Origin of the sequence: Xaviernesmea rhizosphaerae (assembly GCF_001938945.1) — a bacterium.
Lineage (GTDB): Bacteria > Pseudomonadota > Alphaproteobacteria > Rhizobiales > Rhizobiaceae > Xaviernesmea > Xaviernesmea rhizosphaerae.
This window is the reverse complement of record NZ_MKIO01000027.1, coordinates 20965-40700: the sequence shown is the minus strand read 5'-3', so window position 1 is coordinate 40700 and position 19736 is coordinate 20965. Positions and strand designations below refer to the sequence as shown.

Sequence of the window (19736 nt, the reverse complement as noted above, 5' to 3'; positions counted from 1 at the left end):
GGCAATTTCTGCGCTTCCGGTGCTCATGTACGAAAGTACGCTGCGCTCCGGTTCTCGAAATCACCATTTTCGTCAGACCAACAGCAATTCTTGAACAGACTGTGAGCTCCAAAGTCAGGACTCGGCTCAGGCGGCTTACGAGGTCATTTTCTGCTAGGCTTTAACTGCGCGCCGGTCTGGTCGCGTGCGCGGCGAATGGCAATGAAGATCGGATTGCCTTCGGGAAGCCCGAGAAGGGACGCAACATCGCTCTCGGCCACGGCCGGCACATATTGATCCTCGGCCTGGACGATGGTGCGGTTGAACTGATGGCGCAGCGTCCGATAGAGCGAACTGTCGAGATGGAAGAGCTCCAGCCCCTCCAGAAGGGTCAGGTTGAGGCAGGTGTCGACCACGGCGAGCGGGCGGCCATTGGCGGACACCAAGTGGCGATGGCGATAGACCTGCGCATTCGCTCCAAGGTCGAAAAAGACCGCATTTTCGCCCTCCGCCGGGTCGGGACCGCTCGAGAGCACGCGAAATTCCGGCCGCAGCCCCTGGCCCGCTATGCCCTCGGTGTGCTGGTGATTGCCCGATAGCGCTTCTCGACGCCCTTCGAATTGATGAAGGTGCCCATGCCATGCTGGCGCACCAGCAGACTTTCCTGAACGAGAAGCTCCAAGGCCTGCTGGATCGTGCGCCGGCTGACCTTCCATTCGCGCGAGAGCGGCAGCTCGCCGTCGATCTTCTCTTCATAATAGCCTGACAGAATCCTGGCGCGCAGCGTCTCGGCAATCTGAATATAGACCGGCCGGTGATCCCGGACGGCAGAGGAAATATGCAAGCTGACCTCGGCATTCCCTAATTTTCGCTCTGCCGAGCATAAAGGAGCGCCACCTGCATGGCCCGAGCACGGCCTCAAGGATTATTCGCCCCTTTTGTGCCATTGCCGCCCGCGCATCCCCCAGAACCGGGCTCTGCGAAAATTCCGGCCAGCGGTCGGGCACATAGGAAAAGTCAGCCGGAAACCGGGGGTAATTGGCGATCGCCTTGCTCATCGCGACATGCTCGGGCGCCAGATGCAGCATGTAGGAAGTCTCGATTTCGCAGGCATGCATATAGGCGGCATGAGCCTCGGGCATTTCGCGCTGCGTGACGATCACGGCCTCGGCGCCGGGATAGAAGAAATTGGCGATGACGATCCCCTCCTCCTTGGCAATGCGCTGGGCATCGCGGATCGCCACCGCATTGCCGAGATGGGCATTGACCACCACCAGGGTCGAAAGGCCCTCGGCCTTTGCCGACCGGGCGATTTCCACGATGGTCCGCGTCACCGTCTCGTTGGACACGCCGAACGAGACCGGCGCATCGCCAAGCGACCAGACCTGTCCAAAGGGAAGAACCGGAAGCCGCAGGAGCGGCGTGCGCCCATCCACGACCCGTGCGAGCTCCTCGGCAAGGCGCGCCGCCAGCAGATTGTCGGTGCCAGCCGGCAGATGGTCCCCATGGCTTTCGACGGCGCCGATCGGCAGGATGAGCACAGGGCGCGCCGCCAGCGCCTCGACCATCTCGCTGTCGTTGAGGCCGGTAATGTCGGTCTTGTCCTTCACCATCCGGCTCATGGCTTGAACACGAAGGCGCGGCGGGGATTGTCGATGAAAAAGGCCCGGAACAGGGCCTGCCCATCATAACCGGCCTCGTTGGCCTGTTCGATGAAGCGCGGGACCCAGCTTTCGAGAATATAGCCGAGGCCGAGACCGCCCTCGCCATCATGACGGTACATCGTGCGCCGGGCGATATCGCCGCCGACGACGATCTGGTCCTTGTGGCGGTGCTTGATCAGGCTGAGGCAAACCGAAGCCATAAGCCCTGGGGTCAGCAAGACGCTTGCCAGAGCGCACCCACATCCGCAGTGTCAACGGCGGAGCGGAAACCGGCCATGCGGGCACCGCGTCTCAGGCATAGACCCGGGGAAGCGTCGAGATCGCGCGCGAAGCCAACATGGTGGCGCGGGCCAGGCTTTGAATGGGGCTCTGGCCGAGGCTGCGGCCGGAAAGATAGCCGGCATTGAAGACGTCGCCGGCCCCGATCGTGTCGATGACATCGACGATCGGAGCCGGTACCTGGTGGAGGGTTCCCGCCGCATCAATGACGAGAGCGCCGTCGCCGCCGCACTTGACGACTGTCTCGGCGCCCTCCGGTTGCAGGGCATGGAGAATGCGGGCAGCCGCGGTCGTGCTTTCGGCAGGCGCAAGATGAAGCGCTTCGGTTTCGTTGAAGAGCACACAGTGACTCTTGGTCAGGAGGTCTCGTAGGAAGGCGGTGACGGTAGGCGTATAGCCCTCGGTCGGCCAGCCGGGATCGACCGCAATCCGCGCACCCCGCGCCGTCAGCGCCGCGATGAGCTCGTCATAGCCGGCCAGCAGCCGCTCCGTCTGGAAGGCGCCGGCAAGAAGGACGGTCCCGCCTTCGAGATCGACACCGTCGAGAAGCGACAGCGCCTCCCCTGCCGAAAATTGCGGCAGATGACCGCGCGTTGTGAAAAAGGTCCGCTCGCTGCCGGGATGGGTGATGCCGACCGTCAGCGTCGTCCGTGCCGTGCTGCGCGCCAGCCGGCGCGCATCCGCAGCAAAGGCTGCCTCGATCATCGCCCCGAAGACATCCGTGCCGACGGAGCCGACGAGAATATGGGGATGGCCGATGCCCTGCAGCGCCAGCGCAGTATTGCCGGCCGAGCCGCCGATGCGCAGCTCGTCATGCTCGACAAAAACTTCCGTTCCCATCTCGGGCCAGTCCGTCGGACCAAGGATGAGATCGATGTTCAGATTGCCGAGAACGACGAGCGGTGTCGGGCGGGGCATCGGCATGGAAAATCCTTAGAGTTTGTCCGGGATACGCCGTTCCATCCTCTCTTGAAAAGACGAAAGGCCTCAGAGAACCGAGGGGCTGGCGGGGTCGAAAGGAGCCTCGCTGTCACGCGGCGCGCGCAGCCTCGATAATCGCCTTGAACAGGGCGAGATCGTCTGTCGATTCCGACGGCGGCGTGCGGTTTTTTCCGCCTTGCGTGACGGCCGCGTGGAAGGCGCGCAGCTCCACATCGAAGGGGTCCTGATGGAAGGGTCCGATGCGAGTGACGCTGTTGCCCGTTTCCGTCGAGGTCTGGATATCGAGCGTCATCGACAGATTGCGTATGTAAGGGGTGGGATATTCGAAAGCCAGCCGCTTCCAGCGCGTGTTGATTTCGAAGCCGGCCTCGAAGCGCACGACATCACCGATCATGCATTCGTAGATGGCGGTGAAATGCCCGTAATCCAGAAGCGCGGTGATCTGCGTGCCGCCCTGCTTGATGGATGCGGCGCTGACGGCCTTCGGCGGGCCGAACAGATCGCGCATGGCCGACAGCGAATGCGAGGAAAGACCGGTCATGACCGTATAGGCGGTGCGCAGATCCGTCGGCGCATCGTCACCCAGCACGCTGTCGAGCATCGCCTTGCGCAGCGCAGCGCCGGTGGAAAGCAGCTCGGCCGGCAGGTCGTTTTGTGGCGTCACCACAGTGTCGGTCTGGTTGAAATACCAGGGGCCCTCGCAAATCACGTCGCGCACGCGGACATAGGTGATCTCCTCGGCGGGCGGCAGGTTTTCCTTCGCTGCGAGGAAGGCCGGGGCGAAGCGGCGCATGTAGCCGACCATGGCCACCTTGTCGCTCTTCTCTGCTACTTCGGCGAGAGCAGCGAGATCGTCGAGCGCCAGGCAGCAGGGCTTTTCGATCAGGACATGCTTGCCGGCTTCAAGTGCTGCGCGCGCATGGCGACCGTGGAACTGGTCGGGGCTCAGCACCATCACCGCATCGATATCGGCGGCGGCAAAAAGCGCCTCCGGCGTTTCATAAAGCGTCTCGATGCCCCAGCGCGCGCCAATCGCCTTGCTGACAGAAGGAGACGGATCATAGGCGCCGGCCAGCGTGAAAAGGTCGCCCAGCCTTTGCAGGATGGGCAAATGAATGAGTTGCGCTACTTCGCCGAGCCCCAGCAGACCGAGCCTGATCATGATCGAATTCCTGTCGTTTAAGGGCCGGTTGCGAGACCGCATCCCGACGCCTGAATGCCGCGCGCTCAAATAAATACGTATAAAGGATTTTATCAAGCGGATTCTCACCGTATCGGAGAGCGACGTCACGCCGGCACTGGGCTATCTAGCGGCGCCCGTCTCGGCAATTGCCACGAACTCCCTGAAATTCGCGGAAAATCACACCGCCCGCTGCTTCGTCTCTTTCCATCGTCGGCAGACTGAATTAAAGTGACATTAGGGAATTAAATTAGAGGTCTGACAATGAAACTGGCAACGGCGCCGGATGCCTGGGGTGTGTGGTATGCGGATGATCCGCGGCAGACGCCTTGGGAGCGCTATCTGGATGAAGTGCGCGATTCGGGCTTCACCGCGACGGAGACCGGCCCCTGGGGCTATCTGCCGACCGACCCTGCCCGTCTGACGGATGCGCTGTCCTCGCGCGGTCTTTCCGTTTGCGGCTCGGCGCTGGTGCATCTGCTCGCTCCCGCCGACGCGATGGACAGCCTGCGCCCGCGGCTGGCGCAGACCTGCAGCCTGCTGAAGGCCATGGGTGCGGAGTGGGTGGTGCTGATGGATGACAGCGACCTGCCGCCGCCCGGCAAGCAGCGGGCCCACTCGCCCGAGGCCTGGAAGAGCATGATCGCCAATGTCACCGAGGCCGCCCGCTATGTTTCGGGCGAGCACGGCCTCTCCTTCGTCTTCCACCCGCATGTCGGCTCGGGCGTGGAGACGGAGGCCGAGGTGATCCGGTTTCTGGAAGAAACGCCGGAAGATCTCGTCGGCCTCTGCTTCGACTTCGGCCACCACGCCTATACGGGCGCGGATGCCGTCGACTTCATGAAGCGGTATGCGGATCGCATTCCCTACTATCACTTCAAGAATGTCGATCCGACGCTGCTGGAAAAGATCAACCGAGAGAAGATCGATTTCATCACCGGGTTCCAGTTGGGCGTGATGTGCGAGCTGGACAAGGGCATGGTGGATTTCCGCGCGGTTGTGGATTTTCTGGAAGCGCGCGATTATCAGGGCTATGTAGTCTATGAGCAGGATATGTATCCCTGCCCGCCGGACAAGCCCTTCCCGATCGCCAGACGCAACCGGGACGCGCTGAGAGCCTTGGGGCTCTGACCGGCGGAAGCGGTTGAGATGGCGCGTGTGAATCAGGCCGATAGCGGTTCAGGTCCAGGAACGGGTGACGAGGGCGAGGAGCGCATTGCCGGCAGTCGCATCGAGCATGCGCGCATCCACAATCGCCGCCTTGTCTTCGAAACGATCTTCCAGCGCGGCCCGATTAGCCGCGTGGAAATCGCATCCGTCATCCGACTGAAGCCGCAGACCATCTCCTCCATTACCCGGGAATTGCTGGAACAGGGATTGATCGTCGAGGCCGGCCGCTCGTCGGGCCTGCGCGGCCAGCCGCAGATCTATCTGGAAGCCAATGCGGAAGCGGGCTTCTCGATCGGCATCCACCTCGACCAGAACCTCTGTTCCATCCTCGTGCTCGACCTTACCCGCAAAGAGCGGGCACGACGCGTGACGCGGATCGATACGGGCGATCCGGCCAACGCGGTCAAGGCGCTTTCGAGCACGCTTTCGGCCCTTCTCGCCGAACAGGCCGTGTCATCCGAACATATCTGGGGCGTAGGGCTCGTGTTGCCGACGTTCGGCTCTGCAGGCGACGACTTCGATTTTTCGATGCGGCACTGGCAGGCCTGGCGCGACTTTCCCTTCGCAGACGAGTTGCACCGCCTGACGGGCTACGCGATTCTGGTCGAGAACGATGCGACAGCCGCCGCCATCGGCGAGCGCATCCACCGGCCGGACACGCAGGAAGCCACTTTCGTCTATTACTATATCGGCCATGGATCGGGCGCCGGCCTCATCATCGACGGCTATCCCTACAAGGGAATTGGCGGCACAGCGGGCGAAATCGGCCTGCTGCCCTTCGCCGGCCTTGGCGGCTCGCAGACATGGCCGGAATCGGGTCCGGAGGCGGCCGACGGGACGGCGGCGCAGGGTGGCCTCATCTCCATCGGCGGGCTCGGCCTTGCCTGCGGCCTCGGCCTCAATCCCGATCCCGCGCGGATCCTTCAGCTGCTCGCCATACGCGATCATCGCCTCATGGACTGGCTGGCTTCGGCCGCAAGGCTGTTGCGCGATGTCGTCGCCATCATCGAGGTCATGTACGATCCCGGCTTCATCGCGGTGGGCGGCGCGCTGCCGCAGCCGCTGATTGAACGTCTGGTGGACCGGGCCTATCCGCTGCGCCCCACTCCGGCAGCACGGCGCGACCGCGTCCATCCGCGGCTCATCACCGCACGGCTCAGCGAGGATGCCGCCGTTACGGGCGCTGCGATGCTGCCGATCTTCGTCAACACCAGCCACAATTTCCGTCACCTCTACATCCGCCAGAACCTCGCGGATGTCCGGCCCTTCGAGATCGCCGGCAGCGCCCAGCCGTAAGGGCCGCCGCGCTCACCGCCATCCCGGCCTCGAGCCGGGTTGACGACGAAACCATGGATTTCATGGGTCCTGCCCCCCAAAGACCTCTTCAACGTGCGGACGCCTATCGGCTGGATACCGGATCGAGTTCCGCGCAACGGAAGTTTCCGAGCGTGCCTCCCTACCGCTTCAAACCGCAAAGCGGCGGGTCAAGACCGGGCATTGGGCGCTATCCGATCAACATGGCCAAGGATCGAGGAGATTATGATGAAAATAGATGGATTTTTCAGATAGCGCTTCACGCAGGAAAAGAACACCTTCGCCACACGGTCAGACGATGGATCACTCCAGAAAGGTGTCCTCCGGTTTGCACGTCGCGCTGAACCTGCATGCCCGTTATCCTCGGGCTCTGCCGAGGTTGGGTTGCGAGACTTGGTCCCTGGAGAAAAGTGGACTTTATCTGCGACCTGACCGCGCCATCCTGACAGCGCCATGAGGCAAGATCTTCAGAGACGCCCTCAGCCGACGTCGGAGCGGAACACCATGCGGTCATCGCGGAAGAGCTGGTAGCGGCCTACTGACAGCGGCAAACTCTGGCCCTGGGCGACAGCAGCGGTCTTGGGCGCCTGCACCTTCCACTCCGTGCCGGCGAGAAGGGCCGTTACCTTGAAGAACGAGCCGTAATTAACCATGCGCGTCACCTGCGCGGCACCAAAGCCGGCGGCGTCGAGGCCGCCGAGCGTAAGGTCCTCGGGCCGGACCGCGAGCGTTGCCGGGCCGTCGGCGACGCTCGCGGCAAGCCGAAGCCCGCCGATCGTGGCATGGCCGTTCGAAACCATCACCGGGATCATATTCATATCGCCGATGAAGCCGGCGACGAAGGGCGTGGCGGGCGTGGCGTAGATATCGCCCGGAGTGCCGACCTGCTCGATGCGGCCCATGCTCATCACCACGATGCGGTCGGCGACCGACATAGCCTCATCCTGGCCATGGGTCACGAAGACGGTGGTGATGCCCAACGTCTTCTGGATCTGCCGGACCTCCTCGCGCAGCCGGTCGCGCAGGTGCTGGTCCAGACTAGCGAAAGGTTCGTCCATCAACAGGATCTTCGGCTCCAGCACCAGGCATCGGGCAATCGCCACGCGCTGCCGCTGGCCGCCTGACAGCTGGGCCGGATGGCGCCCGCCATAGTCCTGGAGGCCGACGAGCGAAAGACCGGTCTCGACTTTGCGGCGGATTTCCGTCTTGTCAAAGCCGCGCAGCTTCAGGCCGAAGGCAATGTTTTCAAAGACCGTCATGTGCTGCCACAGGGCATGGCTCTGAAACACCATCGCCGTCGGCCGCTTTTCCGGAGGAGCGAAGGCCACATCGATGCCATCGATCAGCACCCTGCCTGCGGTTAACGTCTCGAAGCCGCCGATGATGCGCAGAAGCGTCGACTTACCGGAGCCGGAGGGGCCTAGCAGGCAGACCAGCTCGCCATCGCCGATTGACAGCGACAGCGGCTCGATGGCCGTCACGATGCCGTAGTTCTTCGTCACATCGATAAGGTCAAGCGTGGACATGGGAGCATCAGCCTTAAAAGGGAAGAGGGAACATCAGCCGCCAAGGCCCTTGGCAAAGGCATCGCCGCCGATCACCCGACGGGCCAGCACGATCGCCACGAGCGACGGGACCCAGAGCATCACGGACAGCACCGCGCCATATTGCACGACGAGCTGGTTGTTGATCATCGACATCATCAAGAGCGGCATGGTGCGAATGCGCGGCGCGCCGACCAGCCAGGCGCCTTCCGTCTCGTAGAAGGTCCAGACGAACGTCATCAACAGTGCTGCCGCAATGGTCGGAAAGGCTTGTGGCAGGGTGATATGCCAGAAGACCTGGAGCGGCGAGGCGCCGACGTCGCGTGCGGCCTCCTCGGTCTCGCGAGGAATGGCGCGGAATGCGGCGGTTGGCAGCCAGATCATCAACAGCAGAGTGTTGAGGAACTGGATGATGACGACGCCCTGGAAGGTGCCGACAAGATCGAGCGTCAGAAACAGCACGGCGATCGAGACGATCAACGCAAAGCGCGGAAAGGCATTCGCCATCAGAAAGGACATCATGAAGCCGGAGCGGCCCGGAAAATCCATGCGCGCAAAGGCGTAGGCCGCCGGCAGGCAGATGAGGGCTGAAAGCGCGGTGACCGTCAGCGACAGCTTGATGGACATCAGGAAGGCCTGCCAGACCTCCGGGCGGGACACGAGCTGCGCCCAGAACCGGAAGCCCCATTTGGTCGGCAGCACGGAGGGGTAGAACCACTGTTCCGCAAAAGCCCAGAGGAAGACGGTCGCCACCGGCAGGACGATGAAGAAGACGAGGAAGATGAGGATCAGCGGTCCGAAGACGTCGCGTCGCTGAACGATGCCCATGGGTCAGCGCTCCTCTTTGCGGTTGGCCAGCGAGCGCACATAGGCAAGGCCGGCCAGCGAGCAGATCAGGAAGGTGATGGTCGCCTGGGTGGCGGCCTGAAGCGGATCGCGAACCGACACAAAGGTGCGCAGCATGAAGGGGCCCATCATCTCAGGGTTCGTCGGCCCCAGCATGAAGGGCATCAGCACCTGACCGAAGAAGCCGAGGAAATTCAGCGCCGAGACGATCAGGATCGAATGGGTGATCTGCGGCAGGATGATGGAGCGCAGGATCCGCAGCCGCCCTGCCCCCACATCGCGCGCCGCCTCGATCGAGGCATCCGAGATCGTTCCAAGCCCGGAGATCAGGATCAGCAGCGTCATCGGCATGCCGTCCCAGATGAGGCCGATGACGGGCCCCCAGGGCGTGGTGATTGGCGAGGCGTAGTGCGTGAAACCGACGGCGTTCAGAAGGCTTTGCAGCCAGCCATTCGGCCCGAGATAGCGGATCAGCGCGTAGCAGATGATGATGCCCGGAACGAACATTGGAAACAGCGCCAGCCCCTGTATGAGGCTTGCCAGCCAGCCGCGCGTGAAGCGCATGTAGAGGGCGATCGGCAGGTTGACGGCGACGATGAGGACGAGGGCCACGAAGGTCGTCCACAGCGTGCGCATCAAATTGGCGAGGCTGTAGGGATCGGTGAAGAAGAAAATGTAGCTGGAAGCATCGAAAGCGAGGCCACCGTCGGGACGCTTGTGAAAAAGCGTCCCGAACATGGCGAGCGCAGCGGGATAGAAGAGAAAGACGACGATCGCCATCACAGGTATGGCGATGAAACCATAGGCGAGGAAGTCAATCCGTCCCGTCCGATTGTTGCCCGCGTCCATGGCGCGCCCTACTGCTTGATGTTGGAGGCGACGTTACGATACCAGCCTTCGAACAGCTTCGGCTCCCAGGTGCCCGGGAAGACGGGGATCGATTTCGGCGCGACCTTGGCGAACTTCTCCTGCAGCTCCTTCGACAGGTTGTCCCAGCCGATGGAGGGGAAGCCGCCGAGATCGGTCACAACCTTTTCCTGCACATCGGCGGAGATGATGTAGTCGGCAAGCTTGATCGCCGCATCCTTGTTGCGCGCGACCGTCGGCACGACGACGCCGGAGAAACCGCCGGTGAAAGCGAGGTCCTGAAGCTGCGCGACTGCCGTCGTTTCCGGCACGACGCCCTGGCTCATCGCCTGTAGCGCCATATCCGACCAGGCGACCGTCATGGAGATGGCGCCGGACGCGAGAAGCTGGATCGAGGCGGTATTGCCCGACGTATATTCACCGCCGTTGAAGAGCGCGGGCTGGATCTCCTTCAGGAGGGGCCAGAGCTTTTCGAACATCGGATTGGCATAGGCATCCGTGTAGTTTTCCGGCTGGAACAGGTCCGGCTTCTGGCCTGTGACTTCCTGCAGCGCGCGCTCGATGAAGCAGGCGCCGGAATCGCCGAGATCCGGGCGGGCATAGGTGAACTTCCCGGGATTGGCCTTGATCCACTCGACCAGCGCCGGGAAAGTCGCCGGCACGTCCTTGACCTGGTCGGCATTATACATGAGCACGACCTGCGAACCGCGATAGGGCAGCAGGAAGGGGCTCTGCACGGTGACGGGGTTGACCTTCGGCTGGTTGGAAAGTCCAGACGTTTCGAAATTGACCCAGAGGCCGGCTTCGATCGAGCCGGCCGGATAGAAGGGCGTCGTTGCCTCCAGCATATCAATCTGCGGGTCCTTCTTAGCCTGGAAGGCGGCCATGGCGCGATCGGCCAGCGCATTGACGCCGGAGCCGCCGCCGCCCGGAACGAGGTTGAGCGTCACGCCGCTGTTGGCAGCCTCGAAGCCCGGCTTGATGACGTTGGTCCAGAAGTCGATGATGTTGGTGTCGGAATTGAAGAAGATGTCGAGCGTGCCCTCGGCGGCGCTCGATACGCCGATCTGTGCGCCACTGGCGGCGACAAAGGCTGCACCGGCAGCCGAAAGCCGCAGAAAGTCGCGCCGGTCCATGCGAAGATGCGTGGCCATCAAAAGTTCTCCATCCTGTTTGTGGCCACAGAGCAGGTTCCTATCCCAGTCTGGCCGTAGTTCCCTTGGTCAACGGAGGCGCTTCGCCGTGCGTGCAGCCTCATTTTCTTTTTTAAATACTTATCGTGAACTATATTGAGCCTGTCAAGCGTGGCCTCTGACGCGCGACGTGCGCGATCGCTTGTTTGCGCTCTCGCCATGGGTGGCGGACCTCTGAGCGCCTGCGCAGTTCCTTGGGCATTGCAGCATGGCGGCGGGAAACGCGCACCATCATAGGAATGCCGTGATCTGCGATTAAAACACGGAAAGCATTGAAATTCGGGACAGCTCCCGGCTGTTTTGACGGCTGATCCCACGTCTTGGCGCAAAGGGCCAGGGCGCTGCAACCTATTGTGTGAGGGCTGATCATCTGTTTAATCATTGTCATGGATTAAATATTTCGGTCTAAGATGAGGCCGAAGCAGGGAGAGCCTCCGTGAAGACCTATCGCGACCGCCAGCGCAGCCTCGAGCAGCTATCCCGGCACATGGAGGTCTGGGCCGACGAACTGGGCGCCTTCGAGACGCTGCGGCGTGTTCCCCTCGGCCCCCTGCTCGCGCGGTCCCCCCAGGGTGTCGAGACCACGCTGTCGCCGGGCGACAGCTGGTCGGATCGTTTCGGCGTGCATCATTTCACCCTGACAGACCCGGTGGCCCTGCCGGAGGGGCCGGGCATAGAGCTGAGGCTCGATTTCGGCGGCGAGACGCTGATCCGGCTGAAGGATACGGCGGGCCGCGTTATCGACAGCTTCGCAGGCAACGAACGCCACAAGCGCTTCGATGCGCCGCGCGACGTTGCCTTCACGATCGAGGCGCAATCGGTCGCCCGTGGCCTGTTCGGCGTGCCGAACCGTGCGCCGGTCTTTAAGGAAGCGGCGATTCTCCATTTCTATCCGCAGGTGCGGGCGCTTCGACGGCGCATCGAAATTCTGCGAAGCACGGCCGATACGGTGAAGGACGAGGCCCTGTCGCGCGCGCTGTTCGAGGCCGGCGAAGTCGCGCTTTCGGCGCTGCGCCTGCCGACCGCGACGGCAGAGGTTGGGCCTCGGCTTGCCACACGCGCCTGGACGCTGGATCTCTGGGAGCGCAGCTTCGAGCCGACGGATACGCCCGCCCCGCTCGATGCGGCAGCACTCGCGAGCGTCGAGGTGGCGACGGCTGACCTCGACCGCCTGCTGGCAGACCTCCGTGCCGCCTATCCCAAGCATGGCCGCGTTCTCGCCACCGGCCATGCCCATATCGACTATGCCTGGCTATGGCCGCAGCCCGAAACGGTGCGCAAGATCGGCCGCACCTTCGCCAGCGTCAATTCGTTGATGAAGAAGCACCCCGACTTCCGCTTCCTGCAATCCTCCGCCCTCTATTACCGGCATATCGAAGAAGAGGACCCTGCCCTTTTCGAGGAGATCCGCGCCCGCATCGCCGAAGGGCGATGGGAAGCGATCGGTAGCATGTGGGTTGAGTGCGACACCAACATGCCGTCTGCGGAAGCGTTTCTGCGCCAGTTCATGCAGGGACGCGCCTACTTCAAGGAGAAGTTCGGCGTGGAAAGCCGCGTCGCCTGGCTGCCGGATACGTTCGGCTTCACCGGCGCCATGCCGCAGATCATGCGCCATGCCGGCGTCGACAAGATGGTAACAATCAAGATCTCCTGGAACGAGACCAATCGCCTTGACGACAATCTCTTCCACTGGCAGGGCAATGACGGTTCGCGCGTTCTCGTCCACATGTTCGATGCCTATGACAATGACGGCTACAACATGCTGATGACCCCGGCCGCCCTCAGCGAGGTGTGGAGCAAGCACGCCGCCAAGGACATGACGGATGCGGTCATCGCCTCCTATGGCTGGGGCGATGGCGGCGGCGGGCCGGACCCCGACCAGATCGAGTGTATGCCGCTGCTCAACCTCATGCCTGCCATTCCGACCATAGAGCATGCGCGCATCGAGACGCATATCGAGACGCTTGCCGAGGCCGCGAAAACGGCGGCCGTCCCGGTCTGGTCGGGTGAGCTTTACCTCGAATATCACCGCGCCACGCTGACGACGCAGGGCCGCACCAAGCAGCTTAACCGTCGCGCCGAATATGGTCTTGCGGCCGCCGAAGCGGCGAGCGTGATCGACCGGCTGGATGGCGGCGAAACCCCCTTCCCTGCGCTCGACGCCGACTGGCAGCTGATGCTGCGCAACCAGTTCCACGACATCCTGCCCGGCTCCTCCATCCGTGAGGTTTACGAGCAGACCGAACCGGAACTGGAGGGCGTGGTGGAGCGCACTGACGCGATCATCGCTGAGCGTCTCGCCGCGATCGCCGCGCGCCATGCCGGCGACGGCCCGTCCGGCCTTCTCATCGCCAACCTCTCCGGCTCGGCGAAGACGGCGGTGCAGATCGAAAGCCCGCATCCCCTGCCCGAAGCGCTGCAGCCTCAGCCGACGGACGACGGCTTCGTCACCGCCATCGATCGCCCGCTCGCACCGCTTGCGCTGGGCTTTGCCGCGACCGCTAGCGCCCGGCGCGCCGCGGCCTCTCTCGAGGACGGCATCGGCAAACTGGAGAATGAGCTGGTCGCCGTTCGCCTCGACGCCCATGGCCGCATCGAGAGCCTGATCGAAAAAGCATCCGGCCGCGAACTGATGGCCGGGCCCGGCAACCGGCTGATGCTCTACCGCAACGACCTGCCGCGCAATTTCGACGCTTGGGACATTGAGCCCGGCTTCGAGCTCGGCGAAGAGGAATGGCTGTCGCTGGAGGGGCTGACGGTCACCGCGTCCGGCCCGCATCTGGCGGAAATCACTCTGGCGCGGCGCCATTCCGCCAGCCGCATCGTGCAGCGCATGAGGCTCTGGTCGAATTCGCCTCGGTTGGAGATCCTGACCGACCTCGACTGGCATGACCGGCGCACCTATCTGCGGGCCGCTTTCCCCGTCACGGTCCATGCTGAAGAAGCCGTCTACGACCAGGCGATCGGCGTTACGCGCCGGGCGACACACACCAATACGAGCTGGCAGCGCGCCCAGTTCGAGGCCTGCGGCCACCGTTTCGTGTCCCTTTCGGAAACCGATTGGGGTTGCGCCCTGCTCTCGGCCGATAAATATGGTTTCTCGGCGCGCGGCAATGTCATGACGCTGAGCCTGATGCGCGGCCCAACCTTTCCCGACATGCTGGCGGATGAAGGCGAGCATCGCTTCACCTATGCGATCCTGCCCCATGACGGGCGCTGGTGGAGCGAGGCCGTGCAGGCCGAGGCCGATCTCCTGGCCGATCCGCTGCGTTTCGTGGCGGCCACCACCAGCCCGGATCTTACCGTTCGCCCGGTCGCATTCTCCGGACAGCAAGCGCGCTTCCATGCGCTCAAGCCCGCCATGGACGGGAAGGGTTATGTCCTGCGCCTCTCCGAAGCCGCCGGCCGGCGCGGCCCGCTGCATCTCGATCTGCCGGGCACAGCCCACACCGTCGATGCATTCGAGGTGCGGCTGGAGGACGGTCAGCCCCACATCGAGCGCCCCTTCGGCCTTGCAAGCTTCCGCTTCGGGCAATAGCGAGCTCACGGACCAAATCTGATCGTCGACTCCGGCCATGATGACCGAGCGATGGCGACCAGATGCATTTCGGCGGCCGCAACCGGTGTGAACGTAGCGCCTCAACGCTCTGTCTTCCAAAGACTGGACCGTTCATAACTGGCGTTTTCCGCGATAATTTCCCGGATGGGAACAGGAGCGGAAGCATGAAGGCATCGAAGTTCTCAATCGGCGCAAGACTTATGCGGGTCTGCTGCCCGAGGAGATGCGCTGCCTGAAGGCTCTGAACCATGAGAATTCCCGGCTGAAGAAGATTGTTGCCGATCTGACGCTGGACCGGGAGATGCTGCGAGGCACGTCGTCCGCCGGAAGCTCTGATACGCAGCCTCGCTGATCTCGACTCCTTGGCCTTTGCGAGACGCGGTGAACGTGAATCTCTGATGCAAACCGGAGGTCAGCGATGCGATCAGGGATTTCATTACGGGGCGACTGTGATGGCGAGGCTTTGCGGCGACTGGCGCGTCAGACGAAGGATGCAGCTCAGGCACGACGTCTATTGGCATGGCGCCATATCGGCAGGCTGGTCGAAACCATCCAGCCCGCCGAATGCCAGAACTATCTCGAAAATGCCAGATACGGTTCCGTTAAAAGGGGAAGCGCTTTCCTTCGGTGAGGCGTTGCCATCAGCGGGAATCAGGACTGTCGACATAGCGTGGAAAGGCTGGCTCGTCGGGAGCGTTGGCCCAGCTTTGCAGCGTCTGGCCGCCATCGATCAGCCAATCGGCACCGGTGACATGCCGCGCATCGTCGGACGCAAGGAAGGCGACGGCTGCGGCAACATCCTCGGGCTGGCCGATGCGGCGCAGCGGAATGCGATCTGAGAAGCGGCGGATGCCGGCCTGGTAGGCATCCTCGTCCATCGACGGGACACCGAGACGGGTTTCGATGACGCCCGGGCAGATCGCATTGACGCGAATGCCGTAGGGTGCGCTGTCGAGTGCCGCGATCCGGGTCAGCCCCACCACCGCATGCTTGGTCGCGGCATAGCCTGCGCCGCCTGCCAGCACATCCCACCCGGCCATGGATGATCCCATGTTGACAACTGCGCCCTGGACCTTGCCGGCGATCATGCAGGCAAGCGTTGCGCGCAGCACATGGAAAATGCCGTTTAGATTGATGCCGACGATGCGGTTCCAATCCTCAAGGGGCAGCCTGTGCACGGGGGCGACCGTGCCGGAAATGCCGGCATTGTTGAACAGCACGTCGATCCGGCCGAAGCGGTCGACGACCGCGCCGACCATCGCTTCGACCTCGGCCGGATCGGAGACATCGACCGCAAAGCCTGCAGCCTCCGCGCCCAGCTCTTTCGCCAGCATGGCTGCCTTGTCGCCGTCGAGATCGGCGATGGCGACCTGCGCGCCCTCGGCGAGAAAGCGGCGCGCCGCTGCACTGCCGATGGCACCGGCACCTCCCGTGACGAGCACGATCTTGTCCTTGAAGCGCATGGCGCGATCCTTTCGGGGCTCGTCAGTCGAGGGAAGGGTATGTCCGCCACGAATGGCGCGGGGTGAAGCCGAGATGGGTGCGCGCGGCCGTCGTGTCGATCAAGGCGGCGTGGCCGCCAAGATCGGCGCGCAGCGGCGTTGCGGGATAGGCATTGGCGATCAGGCTGGCGCTGTCCTGATCCATATACGTATCGTCAGCACTCAGGAACAGCCGAAGATGGCCCTGAACGGGCCGCTCCACGGCTGCCACGAAGGCTGCGGCGGCGTCGCGCGCGTCCAGATAAGCCCACAGGTCCCGGGCGGCCTCCGCCTGTCGACGCCGTGGGCCAACCGCGGCGGAAAAGGTCTCGGGCGTCTGGATCCAGGGCATGCGCAGGCTGAAGGCGGAAAAGGCGCCGCGGCGAACCATCGCCTCGACCAGCTCCTCGCCGAGCCATTTGGTCGTGGCGTAAACGTCCTGGGCGCCGATGGGATGGCCTTCGTCGACCGGCAGGTAAGGCGGTACGAGAGGGGCCTCGAAAAAGGGATAGCCCAGCACGCTGAAGGAGGATGCGTAGACAAAACGGGGCGTGCCGGAGAGGCGGGCGGCCTCCACGGCGGCATAGGTCGCTGCCATATTCGCCCTGAAGACGTCCACGGCGGCGCGCCCCGTCGGCCGCGGGATGGCGGCGATATGCACGAGCGCTGCGCTGCCTTTGGCAAGCTCGGCGACGACGGCCAGCTCGCCGGCCTCGCCGGTCACATGGTGCCAGGCCGCCCCCGCGGGAGGGGGCGCGACGTCGAGTCCGAGGACCGCGTGCCCGGCAGCGCAAAGCGCCTGCGCGACATGGCGGCCGAGCAGCCCGCTCGATCCGGTCACCAGGATATGGCTCATGGCTGATTGTCCCTTGCCGGCAAGGCCTTGATGATCCGCTCCGCCAGGATGAGGTCTTCGAGACCGCCGGCCAGCGGCGTCATCGGGGTTGCCCCCTTGTCGATGCAGGCGAGGAAGTGCTGCCACTGGCGGCGGAAGGCTGTGTCCGGCGTGCCCGGCAGGTGCCGCTCGCTTGCGCCTTCGCCGGCCTGCTCCTTCACCCGCACGCTCGCAGCCGCATTGCGGACATAGGGGTTCTGGAAATCGATCCGCACTTCATCGGCCTCCCCGTAGACGGTCATCCATTCGTCCCACCATTCATAAAGGGCACCGAAGGCGACTTCCAGCAAGGCGGGCACGCCGCCCGGCAGGCCGAGAACGGCCAGCAGATGCGTTTTGCCGACCGCCTGCGCATAATCGACGCGCTCGACGGGTCCGAAAGCCCCGCGCAACACGGCGAGATCATGGCTGCCGAGCATCAGGAGCGTCATATAGAGCTCGGCATAGGCTGCGTGGCTTTTGCCCAGCATGGCCGCCACGGCGTCATCGGCAGCCTTTCGGCCGGCGGCAAGCACGCCGGGATCGATATCGCTGCCGCGCACCTGATCGTAGAGCTGCTGATATCGATCGAACCGCCCGGCGAAATCGTGGACCTGAACCATTTTCGGCCGGCCGATCCGGCCGATCGCGTCGATGCCCAGCCGGTAGCCCGGATCATAGATCTTCATGTAGCCGACGAGGGCGACAAGGCCGCTGCGCTCGGCCGCCTCGACCAGCAGCCGCGCCTCCTCGGCGGTGAAGGCGAGAGGTTTTTCAACGATGAAGTGCTTGCCGGCGGCAATCGCCGCCTTGACGACGGGCCCGTGATCGAAGGTGCAGATCACGACGGCATCGACCGCCGGGTCCGCCAGGAGATCTGCATAATCATGGTAGCGCGCCGCGACATGGAACCGTCGGCCCAGGGCATCGAGGACCTCTGCGGACAGGTCGCACAGGGCGGCGATCCGCACATCCGGCAGCTCATGCAGGATTGGCAGATGCATGAGCTGGGCGATCTCGCCGCAGCCGATGACGCCGATACCGAGGGGCGCGCGTGAGGGAGATGGGTTCATCGTGTTCTCCGGATCATGCCTTGACCGCGCCGGCGGTGAGGCCGGCGATGAACTGCCGCTGCATCAGCACGAAAACGACGATCACCGGCAGGGTCGTGATTGTCAGCGCCGCGAAATAGAGGTTCCACATGGAGCCATATTGCTGGAAGAAGGCGACCAGCCCGAGCGGTATCGTCTGCAGCGCGGGATCGCGCAGCAGGAGAAACGCCAGGAAGAAATCGTTCCAGATCTCGATAAAGCCAAAGATCATGACCAGAGCGATGCCCGGACGGATCAAGGGAAGCATGATCAGCCAGAGAGACTGGAAGCGGCCGGCGCCGTCGACGCGCGCGGCATCTTCCAGGTCTATGGGCAGCGACAGGAAGAAGCTGCGCAGGATGAACACCGAGAGCGGCAGATTGGACGCGGCGTGGATGAGCGCAACGCCGATCCGACTGTTGATCAGGCCGAGGTCGCGCGCCGTCATGAACAGCGGGATGGCCATGACCTGCGGCGGCACCAGCATGGCAGCGACCACCACCGCCAGCACGACAGTGCGCCCGCGAAAGGCAAGACGGGAGACGGCGTAGGCGGCGGGCGTTGCCGCCACGACGAGAATCGCGAGCGCCGTGCCTGTGACGATGACGCTGTTGAGGATTCGCTCCCCCATGCCGGCGACCCGCCACGCCTCGGTGTAATTCTGCCAGACGAAGCCGGAGGGCAGGCCCCAGACATTGGCGATCACCTCTTCCTTGGTCTTCAAAGAGCCTGACAGAACCCAGATCAGCGGATAAAGCGTCTCGATCAGCACGACAGCAAGAAGGCCGTAGACGAGGGCGAGCTCGCCGAGGGACCGGCCGGCGATCCGAGCGCGCAGCAGGCGGCGGGCAAGCGCGGTCATAGCGCGACCTTCGTGCGGCGCATCAGGCCGAGCAGCAGGACGCAGGTCAGGGCAACGATGAGGAACAGTGCATAGCCCATGGCGCTGGCATAGCCCATATTGCCATCCTGGAACGCCGTCTTGACCATCAGCGTCATCACCACCTCGGTCGCGTGGTTCGGGCCGCCCTGCGTCAGCACCTGGACGATATCGAAGTTGCGGACGAAGGCGCCGGACAGGCCGAGAATGACGTTGATGAGGACGACGGGCATCATCATCGGAAGCGTGACGTGACGAAACCGCGTCCAGGCGCCGGCACCATCGATCTTGGCTGCCTCGTAGAGCTCGTGCGGAATGGTCTGCAGACCGGCGAGATAGATGACGGCATGGAAGCCGAGCCATTTCCAGATATCGACGACGACGATGGAATAGAGCGCAATGTCGGCATCGCCCAGCCAGGACTGCTTCAGGCCGGAAAGCCCGAAAAGATCGAGCGCGGCGTTGAGAAGGCCGAAGATGGGGTTGTAGATCCACGACCAGAGCAGGCCGGTGGCCGCGAAGGACAACGTGACCGGGATGAACACGGCCGCGCGGATGGGTCCGCGCAGAAAGAGCGCCCGATCGAGAAGGATGGCGAGGCCGAGGCCGAGCGCGTTCTTGAAGATCAGAATGAGCACGACAAAGATCGCATTGTTCTCCAGCGCGCCGAGAAACAGCCCGTCGCGAAAGAGCTTGAGGTAGTTGCCGGCACCGATGAAGATCGGCGCCGAGAAGCCGTCCCAGCGCGTCAGGCTCAGCCACAAGCCGCGAAAGAAAGGCCAGAGCACGAAGAGACCGAAGAGCAGCGCAGCCGGTGCGAGCATCAGCATCGCGGCCAGCCCGTCGCTGTCGCGTCGAACTCGGAAAAAAGCG

Annotated in this window: 18 protein-coding genes and 1 pseudogene; 4 read left to right on the top strand and 15 right to left on the bottom strand. The window is 63.5% G+C overall.

The annotated features are described in order from the left end of the window. Window positions 1-143: 143 nt before the first annotated feature. The 6 genes from BJF92_RS09840 to BJF92_RS09815 form a co-directional block, all read right to left on the bottom strand. Entirely contained in the window at window positions 144-533 is a 390-nt protein-coding gene (locus tag BJF92_RS09840; protein ID WP_280938377.1) for a UTRA domain-containing protein, read from the bottom strand. Window positions 534-544: 11 nt separating this feature from the next. After that, window positions 545-823 carry a GntR family transcriptional regulator gene (locus BJF92_RS09835; RefSeq protein WP_075634583.1) on the bottom strand — a complete coding sequence of 93 codons (279 nt, stop codon included), beginning with the start codon at window positions 821-823 and terminating at the stop codon, window positions 545-547. Further along, entirely contained in the window at window positions 732-1589 is an 858-nt protein-coding gene (locus BJF92_RS09830) for a creatininase family protein (RefSeq protein WP_158032220.1), read from the bottom strand. The genes BJF92_RS09835 and BJF92_RS09830 overlap by 92 nt, the downstream gene beginning before the upstream one ends. Window positions 1590-1597: 8 nt before the next feature. Continuing rightward, complete coding sequence (locus BJF92_RS09825) at window positions 1598-1843, bottom strand: amidohydrolase family protein (RefSeq protein ID WP_075634581.1); 246 nt, start codon at window positions 1841-1843, stop codon at window positions 1598-1600. A gap of 91 nt (window positions 1844-1934) precedes the next feature. Beyond that, window positions 1935-2846 carry a carbohydrate kinase family protein gene (locus BJF92_RS09820; protein WP_245294716.1) on the bottom strand — a complete coding sequence of 304 codons (912 nt, stop codon included), beginning with the start codon at window positions 2844-2846 and terminating at the stop codon, window positions 1935-1937. A gap of 106 nt (window positions 2847-2952) precedes the next feature. Further along, a complete protein-coding gene (locus tag BJF92_RS09815; protein ID WP_075634580.1) occupies window positions 2953-4026 on the bottom strand; it encodes a Gfo/Idh/MocA family oxidoreductase in 1074 nt (357 codons plus the stop codon). A gap of 282 nt (window positions 4027-4308) precedes the next feature. Between BJF92_RS09815 and BJF92_RS09810 the strand changes: the two genes are divergently transcribed. Continuing rightward, window positions 4309-5175: a sugar phosphate isomerase/epimerase family protein gene (locus BJF92_RS09810; RefSeq protein WP_075634579.1), complete on the top strand. Its 867-nt coding sequence runs from the start codon at window positions 4309-4311 to the stop codon at window positions 5173-5175. Between the two features lie 18 nt (window positions 5176-5193). Beyond that, a complete protein-coding gene (locus BJF92_RS09805; RefSeq protein WP_075634578.1) occupies window positions 5194-6510 on the top strand; it encodes an ROK family transcriptional regulator in 1317 nt (438 codons plus the stop codon). A 497-nt stretch (window positions 6511-7007) separates the two neighbouring features. Here BJF92_RS09805 and BJF92_RS09800 read toward each other — a convergent pair whose 3' ends face one another. The 4 genes from BJF92_RS09800 to BJF92_RS09785 are packed head-to-tail and all read right to left on the bottom strand — an operon-like array spanning window position 7008 to window position 10939. After that, the gene (locus BJF92_RS09800) at window positions 7008-8054 is read right to left on the bottom strand and encodes an ABC transporter ATP-binding protein (RefSeq protein ID WP_075634577.1); all 1047 of its coding nucleotides are present in this window, start codon (window positions 8052-8054) and stop codon (window positions 7008-7010) included. Between the two features lie 33 nt (window positions 8055-8087). Next, window positions 8088-8900 carry an ABC transporter permease gene (locus BJF92_RS09795; RefSeq protein ID WP_075634576.1) on the bottom strand — a complete coding sequence of 271 codons (813 nt, stop codon included), beginning with the start codon at window positions 8898-8900 and terminating at the stop codon, window positions 8088-8090. A 3-nt stretch (window positions 8901-8903) separates the two neighbouring features. Beyond that, a complete protein-coding gene (locus BJF92_RS09790) occupies window positions 8904-9767 on the bottom strand; it encodes an ABC transporter permease (protein ID WP_075634575.1) in 864 nt (287 codons plus the stop codon). 8 nt (window positions 9768-9775) lie between these two features. Beyond that, window positions 9776-10939: an extracellular solute-binding protein gene (locus tag BJF92_RS09785; RefSeq protein WP_245294715.1), complete on the bottom strand. Its 1164-nt coding sequence runs from the start codon at window positions 10937-10939 to the stop codon at window positions 9776-9778. Window positions 10940-11414: 475 nt separating this feature from the next. Here BJF92_RS09785 and BJF92_RS09780 point away from each other — a divergent pair, with 475 nt between their 5' ends. Both BJF92_RS09780 and BJF92_RS25125 read left to right on the top strand, forming a co-directional pair. Continuing rightward, window positions 11415-14516: an alpha-mannosidase gene (locus tag BJF92_RS09780; protein WP_075634574.1), complete on the top strand. Its 3102-nt coding sequence runs from the start codon at window positions 11415-11417 to the stop codon at window positions 14514-14516. Window positions 14517-14721: 205 nt separating this feature from the next. Then, a pseudogene (locus tag BJF92_RS25125) lies at window positions 14722-14847 on the top strand (IS3 family transposase); the annotation flags it as partial. Window positions 14848-15178: 331 nt separating this feature from the next. Here the strand turns inward: BJF92_RS25125 and BJF92_RS09770 are convergent. Genes BJF92_RS09770 through BJF92_RS09750 form a run of 5 tightly spaced genes read right to left on the bottom strand, consistent with a single transcriptional unit; the run spans window position 15179 to window position 19693 of the window. Then, the gene (locus BJF92_RS09770) at window positions 15179-16000 is read right to left on the bottom strand and encodes an SDR family NAD(P)-dependent oxidoreductase (protein ID WP_075634572.1); all 822 of its coding nucleotides are present in this window, start codon (window positions 15998-16000) and stop codon (window positions 15179-15181) included. A gap of 22 nt (window positions 16001-16022) precedes the next feature. Continuing rightward, the gene (locus BJF92_RS09765) at window positions 16023-16874 is read right to left on the bottom strand and encodes an NAD-dependent epimerase/dehydratase family protein (protein WP_075634571.1); all 852 of its coding nucleotides are present in this window, start codon (window positions 16872-16874) and stop codon (window positions 16023-16025) included. After that, window positions 16871-17965: a Gfo/Idh/MocA family oxidoreductase gene (locus tag BJF92_RS09760; RefSeq protein WP_075634570.1), complete on the bottom strand. Its 1095-nt coding sequence runs from the start codon at window positions 17963-17965 to the stop codon at window positions 16871-16873. Before BJF92_RS09760 ends, BJF92_RS09765 begins: the two co-directional genes overlap by 4 nt. A 13-nt stretch (window positions 17966-17978) precedes the next feature. Next, window positions 17979-18845, bottom strand: coding sequence for a carbohydrate ABC transporter permease (locus BJF92_RS09755; protein ID WP_078057961.1), 867 nt, complete (start codon window positions 18843-18845; stop codon window positions 17979-17981). Further along, the gene (locus BJF92_RS09750; protein ID WP_245294714.1) at window positions 18842-19693 is read right to left on the bottom strand and encodes a carbohydrate ABC transporter permease; all 852 of its coding nucleotides are present in this window, start codon (window positions 19691-19693) and stop codon (window positions 18842-18844) included. The genes BJF92_RS09755 and BJF92_RS09750 overlap by 4 nt, the downstream gene beginning before the upstream one ends. Window positions 19694-19736 lie beyond the last annotated feature (43 nt).

What these genes read in the sequence shown, in the direction of transcription:
- BJF92_RS09825 (WP_075634581.1), bottom strand. Translation starts at nt 1,843, where the DNA reads ATGGCTTCGGTTTGCCTCAGCCTGATCAAGCACCGCCACAAGGACCAG.
- BJF92_RS09820 (WP_245294716.1), bottom strand. Translation starts at nt 2,846, where the DNA reads ATGCCGATGCCCCGCCCGACACCGCTCGTCGTTCTCGGCAATCTGAAC.
- BJF92_RS09815 (WP_075634580.1), bottom strand. Translation starts at nt 4,026, where the DNA reads ATGATCAGGCTCGGTCTGCTGGGGCTCGGCGAAGTAGCGCAACTCATT.
- BJF92_RS09810 (WP_075634579.1), top strand. Translation starts at nt 4,309, where the DNA reads ATGAAACTGGCAACGGCGCCGGATGCCTGGGGTGTGTGGTATGCGGAT.
- BJF92_RS09805 (WP_075634578.1), top strand. Translation starts at nt 5,194, where the DNA reads ATGGCGCGTGTGAATCAGGCCGATAGCGGTTCAGGTCCAGGAACGGGT.
- BJF92_RS09800 (WP_075634577.1), bottom strand. Translation starts at nt 8,054, where the DNA reads ATGTCCACGCTTGACCTTATCGATGTGACGAAGAACTACGGCATCGTG.
- BJF92_RS09795 (WP_075634576.1), bottom strand. Translation starts at nt 8,900, where the DNA reads ATGGGCATCGTTCAGCGACGCGACGTCTTCGGACCGCTGATCCTCATC.
- BJF92_RS09790 (WP_075634575.1), bottom strand. Translation starts at nt 9,767, where the DNA reads ATGGACGCGGGCAACAATCGGACGGGACGGATTGACTTCCTCGCCTAT.
- BJF92_RS09785 (WP_245294715.1), bottom strand. Translation starts at nt 10,939, where the DNA reads ATGGCCACGCATCTTCGCATGGACCGGCGCGACTTTCTGCGGCTTTCG.
- BJF92_RS09770 (WP_075634572.1), bottom strand. Translation starts at nt 16,000, where the DNA reads ATGCGCTTCAAGGACAAGATCGTGCTCGTCACGGGAGGTGCCGGTGCC.
- BJF92_RS09765 (WP_075634571.1), bottom strand. Translation starts at nt 16,874, where the DNA reads ATGAGCCATATCCTGGTGACCGGATCGAGCGGGCTGCTCGGCCGCCAT.
- BJF92_RS09760 (WP_075634570.1), bottom strand. Translation starts at nt 17,965, where the DNA reads ATGAACCCATCTCCCTCACGCGCGCCCCTCGGTATCGGCGTCATCGGC.
- BJF92_RS09755 (WP_078057961.1), bottom strand. Translation starts at nt 18,845, where the DNA reads ATGACCGCGCTTGCCCGCCGCCTGCTGCGCGCTCGGATCGCCGGCCGG.
- BJF92_RS09750 (WP_245294714.1), bottom strand. Translation starts at nt 19,693, where the DNA reads ATGCTGATGCTCGCACCGGCTGCGCTGCTCTTCGGTCTCTTCGTGCTC.